Genomic DNA, 14,618 nt, shown 5'->3' with positions numbered 1-14,618 from the left:
TCAATCGTTAGTCATTAAATTAATTACAGGTAACCTGGCAACGGTCGATGACCGAAGAACATGGCACCTGCATTCTTGTAGGTGATGGCTCCCATAAACGCATGCTGGGTGCACATCATCGAATCACGCATAATTCGTGACAGCGGATGATCGTTATACGCGCCGGTCATACCGGTAACCTCGTAGGTCATACGGATCGCTTCGGCACACTCATGGGTTAGATTGGTCGCAGCCAGTCGAATCATGCTGACCTGCTCATCCGTAGGACGACCATCTTCACTAGCCGTAATAGATTCCCAGGCATCGTTTGTCGCTTCATAGAAGAAGGCACGTGATGAACGCAACTTAGCTTCCGCCTTAGCGATCTCAATCTGCACATATTCCCGCTCACCCAGATTAGGTGCTCCGGTCACAGACTTCCGTCCCGCAGCCATCGCCTGAACGACATCCAATGCTTCACGCGCCAAACCCAGCGTAGTAACAGATAGCACCTGCGCAGCAAATGCCAGTGAAGGGTAACGGAAGAACGGATCATCAAGGTTAGGCTTCCCACCACGGGTGAAGGTCCACTCCTCAGGCACAACCACGTTATCAACCACCAGATCATGACTACCCGTGCCCACCATACCGATTACATCCCAGGTCGGCTCGATCGTAAGTTTTTCTTTAGGCATCACAGCCATGCGCGGCAGAGACTCACCATCATCCGGCATAATGCCTACACCACAAACCGATGCTCCCATGCAGCCACTACCAAACTGCCAGCGACCTTTCACCTGAAAGCCGCCCTCGACTCGCTTAGCAGGCTGTGGTGGGAAGATCCCCCCCGCAAACACAACATCTGGCGTTTCCTTCCAAACCTTCTCGATCGTTTCAACCGGCAGAGAAGCCAGATAAGCCGGATTCATACCAAAGCTTGCGACCCAACCAGCAGAACCATCTGCTGCAGAGATCGCCTCCACCATCTGTAGAAATTCTGCAGGAGATTTTTCATCTCCACCAAAACGCTTGGGTACCAGCGCACGATAAACACCGATCTGCTTAAAACGCTCTATGATGTCCTGCGAGATATATTTTTGATCTTCAAACTCCTGTCGGCGACTGCGGATATCCGCCAACAGAGAGTCAAACTCAACTGCACCGCCCCAGGCATTTTTATCGATTTGGTTAGAAGGCATCGTTCTGAACCCCACACTATTTTTTATTAGGTTTTTTAGGATTAGAGATAAAGCGGCTTAACTGTCGAGCCAGCTCACATAACTGTTCATCACTCCCCTTCTTGCCAACAATCTGCAGGCCCGCCGGACGGTTACCTTCTGCCACAAGAGGAACGGATAGCGCTGGATGCCCGGAAAGATTAAAAGGGCGTACCAGGGCCGAAATATTCAGGTCGGTCTTACCTGCTTTGGCATCTGCCAGAAACAGAGGAAAATGGGGTAATGTCGGAAGTACTAAAAAGTCCACCTTCGATAGAAGCTGATCCACCTCCCGGGTAAAGCGGTCACGCACCAATTCAGCTGACGAGATAGCTTCATCAGATGTTTGTGCAGCAAGATTCAGGCGCTCACTAACATCCTTACCAAGCTCTGCACTCTGCGCCAGATCAGAAAAAGCCTGCCAGGTTTCACGATTGATAATCGCCATACCTGCATCAAACGCAGACTGCATAGTAGGCAGTTCAACAGCGACTTGCGTCAGACCAGATCGCTTAAGTAACGTATTGATAACTGACCAGATCGCAGGATCGGCACCAGCCGTCACAACACCCACCGTGATCGAAGACAGTTCCGCCAGCGTTGCAGGATCGAAGTGCGAATCTATAATTTTCATCGCTTCAATCAACATTTCAGCTGAATCGGCAAAGGGGCCTACACAATCTAATGATGTAGATTCCGGCAAAACCCCCATGCGGCTGACTCGACCAAACGTCGGCTTAAGGCCATAGATACCACAACAAGCAGCCGGCACACGGATAGACCCACCGGTATCAGTGCCAAGTGTAAAATCAGCCACTCCAGCAGCAACCGCCACAGCTGAGCCACTGGATGAACCACCGGGAATATATTCAGGAAAGCGCTCATTGGCAGGAGTACCGGACCAGTTGTTGATGCCAGTCATACCAAATGCCAACTCATGCATATTGGTTTTACCTACAATCACACAACCCGCATCCAACAGCGCATCAACCACAGCCGCATTCTTCTCAGCCGGGGCAGCATCAGCTAAAGCCTTGCACCCAGCCTGGGTTGGATAACCTGCAATATGGATACTGTCCTTAACTGCAACAGAGAAACCCGGCTCATTACCGCCGGCAGTGTCCGCTTCTCCAAACTGCTGAACTAGTACACACATTGATTCGCACCCTATAACTAATCTGCTTAACACTATTTTTATAGTTATCGCGAAGACCTGAATTTAAGTCATTCGATGATCAAATAATCGTAATATTCACTTGAAATGTCAACTAATATAAATCAAGGATTTTTTATCAAATGATGAAACCGCTTAACCATTTGATAAAAACAATAAATTAAATTTATATTTATCAATTAGTTAGGAAGGAAGTTTGATTTTGTAACAGAATGTAACGAATTTTAAAATATCAATTGATCGAAATACGGGCACCAAAACAGGTCATTTTATTACGCTACCGCACAATAAAAAGGCCACCCTTTCGGTAGCCTTTTTAGCTGTCAATATTGTCAAAAACCCGCCCAAGGAGATCCGTCATCTTCCGGATCTGAGCATCACTCATCCCTTTGAAGGCTTTTTTAAATAGATCCTGCGTCCGCTCCAGAACATGAGTCACATTCTGTTCACCTAAAGGAGTCAGCCTAACCTTGATGACCCGCCCATCCTTTTCACTAGGAGCGACACTGACGAGATCTTCATCCCTCATCCGATAGACTATTTTAGTGATGGTCGGCATTTTACCTAAGGCGTGTTCGGCAATTTCAGAGATACTCAATTCGGTATAGTGATGCAGCAAAACTGCCACACGCCAACGTGAAAGGTCCATATTCAGAGGCTTTAAGGTTTGCTCCATGGCAATACCATAACGGGCATTTAAACGAGCAATCCAATAGAATGGATAAGCATCTATCTCAAAGTGATCACTTGATGGAAGATAGTTTCTCTCCAAACGCTCTGGCATCTGTTTAATCCTTATTGCGCATCAGATCAGCGAGATTAAATAACGGCTCCCTGAGCATTGTCTGAAGCTCTTCTGACGCACCGATATTAAGAAGCGCCTGCTGCATACACGCCAACCATTGATCCCTCTCTGCCTCACCTATTGCATATCTGGCGTGGGGACTCGACAGGCAGACTGTTCCATATTTCTTTAAATAGAGATTATCACCGCCCAACCAGCCAGACAGAAACATATAAAGCTTTTCACTGACTGGACCCAAGTCCTGACCATGCATCTTGCGAATATCCGCAGCCTCCTCTCGCTGAGCCATCACACGATAAAACTCATCAGCAAGCGCTCGCACTCCTGGATCTCCACCTAACAACTCATAAGGGGTCTGCATATCAATAACCTTACACCGATAATGACTTAAATATTAAGTATAACATTCAATTGAATATTCAACTATTAACACAGAAAAATGCACCCATTAACTTGATTAAAGTCAGTTAGAAATGAAAGAGGGGTTCAGAATTGAACATGGAACCGGAGCTATCTACGAGCGCCATGGAACAGCTATGGCAGCATTATAAATTTGCTACACACGCTACAATCTTCTGACAACCAGGCGGCCTATTTCTGGCTACTGGACTGATTTGACTCAAATTAGTCTTGGGAAAGATTGTCGAAATATCGTCGTAACAGCTGCGTTGTTTTGTTTATCTGGGGCTCAGTGAAGCCCTGAAACGCTTTCTCGAACAAGCCCTGAGTTTTTTCTCGCACCAACTCAACATTCTCAAAGCCTTTATCCGTCAGGGATACAATCGTAACGCGCCCATCATCAGGGGATGGCTCAACACCAACTAACCCCTCATCACGCATCCGATAAACAATCTTGGTAATGGTAGGCAGTTTACCCAGTGCATGCTCAGCAATATCAGAGATACTTAACTGGCCATGCAACCGCAGTAACATCGCCACACGCCAACGAGAAATATCCATATTCATCGGTTTTAGCGTTTTTTCAATTTCGATACTGTAGAGAGCATTCAGACGGGCTACCCAGTAAAATGGAAACTCATCAATCTCAAAGTTTTCACTGGAGGGTAAGTATCTTTCCAGTTTTTTGGCTTTACTACTCATCTAAACAGTCTCTGTATCTCTCTTGGAAGGGTCAAGCACGCGAGCCCGTACCGTATACTTCCATCGCATTCATTACAACCAGATATGCATCCGGGTCATGAGTTTCAACCAACTTTCGTATCGGTACCAGCTGGGTTTTCTCGATAATCAAAAACAGTATCTCTTTCTCACCACCACTTTTCATACTGGTCGCTTTTACCACTGAGCCAGAAATACCCATCTGCTGCTCAATTATCGGCTTCAACCGATCTGCTTTCCAGCAGGAGATATGTACAACTTTGATATCTGAAGATCCGGATACAATCAGATCCACCATTCTTCCGGTAACAAAGACAGCAATACCACCCAGCATCGCGGCTTCAAAGTCCTGAAATACCGCGGCTGAAAGCAGGATTACAGCGGCATCCATAAAAAATAAACACTGCCCCAGACTGAGATTAAAACGGGTAGCGATCAGTCGTGCCAGAATGCTCCAGCCTCCCGAAGAGGAACCCGCTTTGAACATCAAGCCGATTCCCAGGCCAACCATGACACCCCCGTAAAGCGCATTCAGAAGCCGGTTATCCCCAAGATCGGGGAGCGCCATCAACAGAGGCAGGCCATCCGTCATAACCGAGGTCAGTAGTACGACTATCATAGAACGGATAAATAGTTTCCGCCCTAATAACTTATAGCCTGCCAGAATCAAAGGCGCATTGACTAGAAACAGAATTAACCCCGGGCTGAGACCTAAAGCATAATTACCCAAAATAGCCAAACCGGGCGGGCCACCTGCAGGGATCTGGTTGGGAGCCAGGAACATCACAATGCCAAATGCAAGACTGGCACAACCCAGAATAATCAGCAGATATTCCAGCAGTATCTTCAACTTATCCATGGTTTGAGCGCCTAAATGAGATCGTGAAAGACTGACTATATTCGCTTACGCAGCTTCTGCATACGATTTAATTCATCCTCCAATAGAGCGCGCCGCAGCACTTTTCCCACATTGGACTTAGGCAGGTAGGTACGAAATTCGACCAATCGAGGAACTTTATAGGAGGTCAAGCGCTCCCGGCAGTATTCACGCACCTGTTTAACCGTAAGCCGGCGGTTTGAGGTGACGACAAACAGCTTAATGACCTCTCCACAGGTTTCATCAGGTAAGCCGATAACCGCACACTCAATGACATCCGGGTGGCTGGAGATTACATTTTCCAACTCATTCGGATATACAGGAAAACCGGAGATGTTAATAATGTCTTTTTTCCGGTCAACGATATACAGATTGCCATCTTCTGCAATTCGGGCAATATCCCCGGTCGCCAACCAGCCCTCACTGTCAGGAATGGCGGAATCATCGTTCCAGTAGCCTGCCATAATTTGTGGACCGCGAACAATCAGCTCACCTGTTTCACCTGAACAAAGCTCCTCCCCCTGCTCCCCAGCGATCTTTACTTCTGTGAGCGGTAAAGGCTTCCCAACCGTGCCAAATGGCTGGTTATGTGGAGTACCCAAGGCAACAACAGGTGAAGCTTCGGTAAGGCCATACCCTTGCAAAATGGGGCAACCGGTTAACCTCTCCCACTCCTCACTCACCGAGCGGGTCAGCGCCATCCCACCTGACATGGTTAACTTCAAACGGGTCATATCCAACAGTGCAAACGACTCTCTTTGGCATAACGATACAAACAGCGTATTGATTCCCGAAAAGACGGTAAAATCCCAGCGCCCTAACTCTTTTATAAAGCCACTGGTATCTCGTGGATTGGTAATCAGTACCATATGAGCGCCCAGTATCGGCATCACTACACAGTGCATAATGAAGCTATAGATGTGATAGAGCGGTAAAGGCGCAATTGCAACCTCCTCTCCCACTCTTAGAGTGTCAGGCAACCGGCTTTTCAGTTGAAGTACATTGGCGATCAGGTTGCGATGAGAGAGAGTCGCCCCTTTGGGCGTCCCCGTCGTGCCCACTGTATACTGTATAAGTGCAGGATCTTCAGGATGTTGCTCTACTGCACTGAAAACAGAGTGCCCACCCTTCGAAAGCGCCTTATGCCAGGAGACCGCCCCTGGAATTTTATAGCGGGGCACAATTTTACGGATGAACTTAGCGGTGTAATTGATTATCCAACGCCGTGGTGCGGGGTGCATATCCGCCAACTGCGTGACTACAACCGTTTTAACCGAAGTCTGGGGTATCACCTCCTCCAGCATTTTGGCAGTATTGGCCAGGACAATTACACCTTTCACCTCTGCCTGATTAAACTGGTGGATCGTCTCCGCTGCTGTGTAGAGAGGGTTAGTATTTACGATCACCAAACCTGCTCGCAAAGCAGCCAGTACAGCAACCGGATATTGCAGTAGATTAGGCAACTGAATGGCTATGCGATCGCCAGGGTTCAAAGCTGTGTGGTTCTGGAAAAATGCAGCCAGCTTGGTTGCCGCAGCATCAAGCTCCGCATAGGTGATACTCCCCCCCATATTGGAGTAAGCCTGCTTATAAGAAAAATCCTGACAGGCTTGATTCCAAAGTTCGGTCAGACTTATGTGCTGCTTAATCTGATGCGCCAGGCGCTCTAGATCGGTTTCTTCTCTCATCGACCATACTCCTCAGGCTGAGAGAGGGGGAACATTTACTGTGGTAATCCCTGAACGAATGTAACCAGTTCACCGGGTTTCAGTGACACCCACTCTTCATTCTCGGTTAATGGCACTGTCGCAATAACCGTAACAATATCCTCTGGTGTCGTCTCTTTTACAAAATCGACAGTCATTTCACAATCGGTAAGACTAGCCTCACCAAAAGGTGCCTTTCGGGTAATCCATGAGAGTTTACTGCCACAAAAAGCAAACAGATGGGTGGATTCGGTTAATAACATATTGAATACACCCAATTCCCGGAGCTCCTCACAAAGCTGATGAATAAAAGCAGAAACTTCTGAGAAGCTCTCAGGGCGTTGCGGGAAGCGGGTCCGAAGCTCCCCCAACAACCAACAGAAAGCGTACTCACTATCGGTAGTCCCCACCGGATGATAAAAACTCAGCGGCTTATCAAACAGAGCCTGATCCAACTGTCCATTGTGTGCAAATGTCCAGGTATACCCCCAAAGCTCACGCTGAAAAGGGTGCGTATTTTCAAGGCAGATACTCCCCACATTCGCCTGACGAATATGACTGATAACTACATGGCTCTTAATCGGATGCTCTTTAATCAGATTGGCGATCTTTGATTCAACGCTTGGATTAGGGTCATGGAAGCAACGCGCCCCTTTCCCCTCATAAAAGGCGATACCCCAACCATCTTTATGAGGCCCGGTACCTCCCCCCCTTTGCATTAAGCCTGCAAAGGAAAAACATATATCTGTAGGCACATTAGCGCTCATGCCCAACAATTCACACATCGACTCTACCCAACTTACTGGCTGATATAGCGTTTGTTATTGACTCAGTACTAATGTTGATTATTCAGGTTTGCTATCCAATACCACTTTAGTTGGCAGCGAATCGATCGCATCCAGCCCCGTCTCAACACGGGCACTCTGATCATCAAGAGCTGAGGTCTCTTTCATACGACGCTCACCGACAAAACAACCCTGAGGGTGGATTGACATCTGTTTGCTTTCGACCGTTGCTCTGACCTGACCGCCCGAATCAATATGAAGTTCATCACAGATCACTTCTCCCTCAAGCAGTCCGCATACGTCCACTGCACGCGCTTTAATCAAGCCACGAACATGGCCTGTCTTTCCTATTGAGATATTATCCAGTGAGGATACATTGCCCTCGAAGATACCATCGATATGCATCTTGCCCACAATGCTCATATCGCCGCAGAATTTATTCCCTTCAGCGATTATTGTGATAGCTGATTGTGCTGATTTAGAGGGTACAGATTTTTTAAGGATGCCCATTTCACGCCCTTAACCTTTGTAAACAAAGAGTCAAATTTTGTTATGTCCCAGGAGAGGAAGGGTTCAGGGTCAATTGCCGTAAACAGATGCCTGACCTCATAATGAAGGTGCGGCCCCGTCGATAAACCGGTGTTGCCACTCAATCCAATCAGTTGTCCCTTACTGACGAACTCTCCCGACTTTACTTTGACCGCATCCAGATGCGCAAAGTACGTTTTAAAACCGAAGTTATGCTGCAATATTACCAGCTTTCCAAATCCACTGGATTTATGAAAACCGCCAAACTCAACGACACCGTCCGCTGTTGCATAAACCGGTGTTCCACGATTCGCTTTAAAATCGATACCATGATGTATCACCCGCTTCTTTTTAACCGGATGGATACGTGGTCCAAACTTATCCGATATCCGGATCGCCTGAATCGGTACACCATTTGGTATACTGTGCAGGAAAAACAGCCGCTTATTCGCTTCAATGGTTAGCAGCTCCGCTCGCAGAGGGTCAATCTCTGTCGTCGGTTCCATCCCCAGTAAACTCTCAAGCCCATTGAGCGAGTTATCCAGCGATGAGTTCAGCTCTCCGATCCTCAGATTTTCCTCTTCTAACTGATCGCGCTCACTTTTAAGCGTGCTGAGCGACAGACTTAAGTTTTTCAGTTCATCTATATAAAGCTGTTGCGAACCGACCATCAACTCATAGTTCTCACTGAGTTCCTGGTGATCCTCCTCCAGATCAGCCAGATCATCGGTTTTCACCACTAGCAGAGCGTTCGAGACAAAAAAACTTAATGCTGCCAGTATGATAAAAAGCAGCAGCAGGTATTTTGCGACCTGATTAAATGTATATTGGCGAGACCCATACACCGTGGTGAGGGTAATAACCAGCTTGTTTCTCAAGATGACACCTGTAACGACTTGAGCGCTTGGAGCTAAGCAGAAATTCAAAGGCCATAAATATACCGGCTTTCAGCATATTGTCATAGCCGTTACAGGGTTATAATTCAGTTTCGGTTAATCTCCATCAAGCATCCGTCCGATGCCACCTAGCACTGAGCCTTCCCCTTTATCCGAGCCGCCGGATGAGGGCGCGGATGCGATCAGTCGATCAGCCAGGCGGGAGAATGGTAAGCTCTGAACCCATACAGAACCGGTACCACGAAGCGTCGCAAGCCAGAGTCCCTCTCCACCAAAAATCATCGACTTCAGCCCTTTGACCATCTCAATGTCATACTCAATCCCCTCAGTGAAGCCAACCAGACAGCCGGTATCCACTCTTAAGGTTTCATCATTGAGATCTTTTTTAACAACAGTACCGCCGGCCTGCACAAAGGCCATCCCGTCGCCTTCTAGTTTCTGCAGGATGAACCCTTCACCCCCAAAGAAACCCGCTCCAATCTTCTTGGAGAAGGCAATCTCAACTTTTGTCCCGAGTGCAGCACAGAGGAATGCATCTTTCTGGCAGATAATCCGCTCACCGTAATCCGCAAGATTCAGCGGAACAATACTTCCCGGATAGGGTGCAGCGAAAGCGACACGCCGTTTGCCACCGCCCTCATTCCCAAAGTGTGTCATAAAAACAGACTCACCCATCACCATGCGCTTACCGGCAGAGAATAGCTTGCCCATCAACCCCTGATCAGGTTCAGAACCATCCCCCATCTTGGTTTCAAAAGAGATTCCCTCTTCCATATAGTTCATCATGCCCGCTTCAGCGATCACCTTCTCGCCCGGGTCTAGCTCCACCTCAACCACCTGTAAGGCTTCACCAATTATTTCGTAATCCACCTCATGACAACGCATCGAATTTCCTTCAAAGATTCAGTTTTTTAATTAGCAACGGAGTCGTAGTGGCCTGTACACAGAGCGAGAACAGTACAACTCCATAAGCGATCGATTGAATAGTAAACCAGGATTCCAATTCAAGTGGCAGGGATAGCGCCAACGCTATGGTGACCGCCCCGCGGACACCACCCCAGTACAACACCGCCTGGTCTTTCCAACTGATCTGGGTACCGGGCAGAAGATTGATCATCGGCACTGCCAGAATCAGGCCTGTAGCCCGAGCGATCAGCACCGCTGCAATCCCGATTAACATTGCCAGCCACTGCTGCTCAAACATCGTCAGCGTAATGGTCACTCCCAACAGTACAAATATCATAGAGTTGGCCAGCTCTCCACCAAACCCCCATAACGTTGACAGGTTTTCCTGCTGATCCACCTCTGTTTGCCTTCGCATTAACTCACCAAACCCCAACCCTGCCACCAGCACACAGATCACACCAGAAACATGCAGCAGAGATTCAGCCACGATATATCCACCGTAGGCAGCGGATAGCATAAAGATCATGCGGCTGAAGCCATCCTTTATAAGCAGATATAAGCCACCAAACAACAGCAGCGTGACAGCGCCCATTAAGACGCCCCCGAAAAAGATAATGGCAAACTGCTCAGCAGCAAACGACAGAGTAAATACCCCATCCGGCATCAACAGCAACCCACTGAATAGGCCGAATAGCATAATCGCCACAGCATCATTAAGCAGGCTCTCCCCATCCATCAGTAAAATCAGTTTTTCGGAAACACCCGCTTGCTTGAACAGATCCAGAACCGCAGCAGGATCCGTTGCGGATAGCAGCGCACCTGTCAGTAGTGCAGCAAGAAAGGGATAGTAATTGGGGTAACCGATCCCAAAAAACAGCATAGTAGCACTGATAAGGGTGACCAGAAGCATCATCGGTGTAGACAGAATCAGTATTGGCAGGAGCTTTTTTAACAGGCTTCTGGCATCAATATGCAGCGCCGATTCAAATACCAGTGCCGGTAGGAAAATATAGAAAACCAGATGGTGGAAGTGTTGCCAGCGTAATCCCGTGTCATACCCCAGATAGGTAACCAGTTCAGACCCTACAAAACCAGCAATCACCAGCACCAGGCTGTAAGGAAGCTTTACTTTTTTGGCGAATGGGTGCATCACCGCTGAGATCAGCAGCATCGCCAGAAACAGAAGAACAATATTAATTATCTGCATAACTCTCCGTTCATGGCTAAATTAAACCTGTTCCACTTGAGAAGCTTCTAACCATCAGATAGTTCCCTCAAACATCAGTCTAAATTCAAGCCCGGATTAAAGCCAACACCTTGCCCGCCCCGAATCAATGGGTTCCACAGCACCTGGCACCTCTCTACAGATGCTAACTCCTTATTTCTCTTACAAAAAAATGATCATCTACATGCTGAATTATCCCCCCGGTCATAGCCTGGGGCTTTGCTCTTCGTCTACACTGTTGAGAAAAGCATATGGACGCATCAGTTATGCTCTCTGTAAAAGAACTCCTCACTTCAGACTTTTCCGCCGATGATCAGGATAGCTTGTGGCATGCGATCAATGACTACTACTGTTGCTCAGAATCTTCTCTGACAGAGGAGATGACCACGCTGGCAGAAGAGAGTGATAGTGCATCAGAACAGGCTACAGAATGGATCGAGCAGATAAGAGCACAGCCTGTATCCACCTTTTCAGTCAGTGAACTTATGGCTCGTTTTGGCCTTAACAGTGAAGAGGGGATTGCTCTGCTCTCGCTGGCGGAAGCTCTGCTAAGGGTACCCGATGTGCAATCCGCGGCTGCGCTGATACAGGATAAACTGGAATCGATACAACTAGAGCAACTGTTCACAAACAGGCAGGAGAGCGGCCTGATAGAAAACACCACGTTATGGGGAATTGCGCTCAGCCAGCAGTTACTCAATACTGAGCATTCACCAGAGGGAATTCTCGAACATCTCTGGCAGAAAACCGGTAACGCTACTGTGCATAAAGCGCTGGTATTCGCCATAAAACAGCTTGGGCAGCAGTTTGTCTTCGCTGAGGATATACCCACAGCCCTGCTTCAACGCAATGATTACAGCCCAGACAAAACCCGTTTTTCATTCGATATGCTGGGTGAAGCGGCCATCTGTTCTGAAGATGTGGAGCATTACTTCAATGCTTATATGGAAGCGATTCAGGCGGCAGGCGAACAAAACAGCGAAGATACCACCAGCATCTCTATAAAATTATCAGCGCTCCACCCCCGCTTTGAAAACAGCCAGTTTGAGCAGGTACAGAAACAACTTCTGCATCGCCTTTTTCAACTGACAGTGACCGCTCGTCATCTGGATATAGCTTTGACTGTTGATGCGGAGGAATCGGATCGACTGGAACTGACTCTGCTTATCTTTGAACAACTTCTACGAAGTGAGATCTGCCAGGGGTGGGGAAAGCTGGGTCTGGCAGTACAAGCCTATAGTAAACGCGCTCTACCGGTGATTCGCTGGCTACAGGTTCTGGCAGACGACTGTGATACTGCCATCCCGGTCAGATTGGTCAAAGGTGCTTACTGGGATAGTGAGATCAAACGCGCTCAACAGGCGGGGCTAGAGGATTACCCAGTCTATACACAGAAAGCAGCGACCGATCTCTCCTACCTGACCTGTAGCCGATTAATGCTCTCAGAGCCGTGCCACAAACTGATACCACAATTTGCGACCCACAACGCACGCACCATTGCTGAGATCTGCGCCATCAGTTCAGATCATCATTTCGAATTCCAACGACTGCATGGCATGGGTGTTGCCCTCTATGAAGAGATACAGCGATCAGAGAACATACCCTGCCGCATCTATGCCCCGATTGGAGAGCAACATCTGCTACTGCCCTATCTGGTACGGCGGTTACTAGAGAACGGTGCAAACTCATCGTTCATGTTTCAACTCAACAACCCCGATACAGAGATCCAACATCTTATCCGCTCCCCCTGTGAGATACTGACCGATAACTCCCCTCAACGATTACAGCGTCCCCGTGACATCTACCAGCCAACTCGGGAGAACTCACTCGGAGAGAATTTAGGCAGCCTTAGCAACTGGCAGCTGTGGAATGAGGCGATACATGACCTGGATAGAGAACAGTGGGTCGCCCAACCGATCATCGCGGGTGAGATTATGGAGGGTGAAAACCTCAGCCCTGTCTACGCCTGCCATCAACCTGATCAGGTTATCGGCTATAGAAGCACAGCGCCCGCTGAACTGGTTAAACAGGCGATCAGCACAGCTGAGCACTTCGCGCCGCTATGGCGTGATCTGGAGGTGAGCGAACGCGCCGATATTCTGCGCCGCTTTGCCGATCTGCTGGAACAGAACCGAAAAACGCTGGTAGGCCTCTGCATTCTGGAAGCGGGAAAGACGCTCCCCGATGCCTTAGATGAGCTTCGCGAAGCGATCGATTTCTGTTACTACTATGCCAATCTCGCCGAGGAGCAGCTTGCCCCCGTTATACTGCGCTCTGTCACCGGAGAGGAAAATCAGCTCTCATATCAGGGCCGTGGTGTATTTATCTGTATCAGCCCCTGGAATTTTCCTCTGGCAATTTTCACCGGTCAGATTGCTGCTGCACTTGTCACCGGTAATACCGTTTTAGCCAAACCTGCCTCTGCAACCTCGCTAATCGCATTTAAAGCTGTGGAGCTCTGGTATCAGGCTGGTCTGCCCGAACACAGTCTGCAACTAATCCCCTTTCAGGGTGATGAACAGTCCAGTGCACTGTTAACCGATACGCGTATCAACGGCGTGGCATTTACCGGTTCATCCTATAGTGCTTCAGCAATTAATCGGCGTTTAGCAGATCGCCATGGAGGTTCGATTATCCCTCTGATTGCCGAAACTGGCGGAATCAATGCGATGGTGGTGGATAGCACGGCATTGGTCGAACAGGTTGTCCTGGATATCATCCGCTCGGCATTTAACAGTGCCGGGCAGCGATGTTCGGCCCTGAGGGTGCTCTATCTGCAAGAGGAGGTAGCCCCTCTGGTCGAAGCTAAACTGATCGGTGCGATACAAAACCTGAAGATAGGCTCCCCAACCGATCTTTCGACCGATATCGGTCCGGTGATCCATAAACAAGCGATGGATCATATCTTTGAACATATTGAACGTTGTCGGGTTCAGAAGAGGGTTATCTTTGAGCTACCTCTGAGTGAGGAGCACTATCACGCTAACTATGTCCCCCCAACCCTGATCCGGCTGCACTCTTTCGATGAACTCAGTGATGAGGTGTTCGGGCCTGTACTCCACATCATCCGCTTCAACAAAGAGAATCTGGATCGGATTATTAATGAGATCAACCGGAGTGGCTATGGTCTGACGTTGGGGGTTCACTCTCGCAACGATCACCTTATTGAGAAGATTACACAACAGGCAGAGGTGGGCAATATCTACATCAATCGCGATCAGGTTGGCGCCATCGTTGCATCCCAACCCTTCGGCGGAATGGGATTATCCGGTACTGGCCCCAAAGCTGGAGGCCCTAACTATCTGAAACGTTTTATCACTGAGAAAACGGTCAGCCGCAATACAACGGCATCGGGGGGAAATAGGGAGCTACTCAGCTCGGAGTAGCCCCACTCCATCATT

At 48.5% G+C, this 14,618-nt stretch carries 13 protein-coding genes; 1 reads left to right on the top strand and 12 read right to left on the bottom strand.

What is annotated here, in order from left to right; translation table 11 throughout:
* Positions 1-23 precede the first annotated feature (23 nt).
* The 12 genes from Q0882_RS14930 to Q0882_RS14875 form a co-directional block, all read right to left on the bottom strand.
* On the bottom strand, positions 24-1,178 hold the full coding sequence (locus tag Q0882_RS14930; protein WP_299183256.1) for an acyl-CoA dehydrogenase family protein: 1,155 nt from the start codon (positions 1,176-1,178) through the stop codon (positions 24-26).
* Positions 1,179-1,194: 16 nt separating this feature from the next.
* Positions 1,195-2,352 (bottom strand): amidase, encoded by a 1,158-nt coding sequence (locus tag Q0882_RS14925; protein WP_299183254.1) that lies wholly within the window; start codon positions 2,350-2,352, stop codon positions 1,195-1,197.
* Between the two features lie 334 nt (positions 2,353-2,686).
* Positions 2,687-3,154: a MarR family transcriptional regulator gene (locus tag Q0882_RS14920; protein WP_299183252.1), complete on the bottom strand. Its 468-nt coding sequence runs from the start codon at positions 3,152-3,154 to the stop codon at positions 2,687-2,689.
* A gap of 4 nt (positions 3,155-3,158) precedes the next feature.
* Positions 3,159-3,536, bottom strand: a complete 378-nt coding sequence (locus Q0882_RS14915; protein WP_299183251.1) for a group II truncated hemoglobin — start codon at positions 3,534-3,536, stop codon at positions 3,159-3,161.
* A gap of 263 nt (positions 3,537-3,799) precedes the next feature.
* A complete protein-coding gene (locus Q0882_RS14910) occupies positions 3,800-4,276 on the bottom strand; it encodes a MarR family transcriptional regulator (protein ID WP_299183250.1) in 477 nt (158 codons plus the stop codon).
* 31 nt (positions 4,277-4,307) lie between these two features.
* A complete protein-coding gene (locus Q0882_RS14905; protein ID WP_299183249.1) occupies positions 4,308-5,153 on the bottom strand; it encodes a YitT family protein in 846 nt (281 codons plus the stop codon).
* A 35-nt stretch (positions 5,154-5,188) separates the two neighbouring features.
* Entirely contained in the window at positions 5,189-6,859 is a 1,671-nt protein-coding gene (locus tag Q0882_RS14900) for an AMP-binding protein (RefSeq protein WP_299183247.1), read from the bottom strand.
* 35 nt (positions 6,860-6,894) lie between these two features.
* Positions 6,895-7,662, bottom strand: coding sequence for a class II glutamine amidotransferase (locus Q0882_RS14895; protein WP_299183244.1), 768 nt, complete (start codon positions 7,660-7,662; stop codon positions 6,895-6,897).
* A 60-nt stretch (positions 7,663-7,722) separates the two neighbouring features.
* Positions 7,723-8,085, bottom strand: coding sequence for a polymer-forming cytoskeletal protein (locus tag Q0882_RS14890; RefSeq protein WP_299183242.1), 363 nt, complete (start codon positions 8,083-8,085; stop codon positions 7,723-7,725).
* Positions 8,086-8,114: 29 nt separating this feature from the next.
* Positions 8,115-9,068, bottom strand: a complete 954-nt coding sequence (locus Q0882_RS14885) for a M23 family metallopeptidase (protein WP_299183241.1) — start codon at positions 9,066-9,068, stop codon at positions 8,115-8,117.
* 114 nt (positions 9,069-9,182) lie between these two features.
* On the bottom strand, positions 9,183-9,971 hold the full coding sequence (locus Q0882_RS14880; protein WP_299183239.1) for a TIGR00266 family protein: 789 nt from the start codon (positions 9,969-9,971) through the stop codon (positions 9,183-9,185).
* Positions 9,972-9,981: 10 nt separating this feature from the next.
* Positions 9,982-11,199 carry a sodium:proton antiporter gene (locus Q0882_RS14875; protein WP_299183236.1) on the bottom strand — a complete coding sequence of 406 codons (1,218 nt, stop codon included), beginning with the start codon at positions 11,197-11,199 and terminating at the stop codon, positions 9,982-9,984.
* 269 nt (positions 11,200-11,468) lie between these two features.
* On the opposite strand from Q0882_RS14875, the gene putA reads away from it, so the two are divergent.
* Positions 11,469-14,603 (top strand): bifunctional proline dehydrogenase/L-glutamate gamma-semialdehyde dehydrogenase PutA, encoded by a 3,135-nt coding sequence (putA, locus tag Q0882_RS14870; RefSeq protein WP_299183235.1) that lies wholly within the window; start codon positions 11,469-11,471, stop codon positions 14,601-14,603.
* The last annotated feature ends 15 nt before the right edge of the window (positions 14,604-14,618 follow it).

This window comes from uncultured Neptuniibacter sp., assembly GCF_947498015.1.
GTDB lineage: Bacteria > Pseudomonadota > Gammaproteobacteria > Pseudomonadales > Balneatricaceae > Neptuniibacter.
This window is presented reverse-complemented; position numbering and strand designations above follow the sequence as displayed.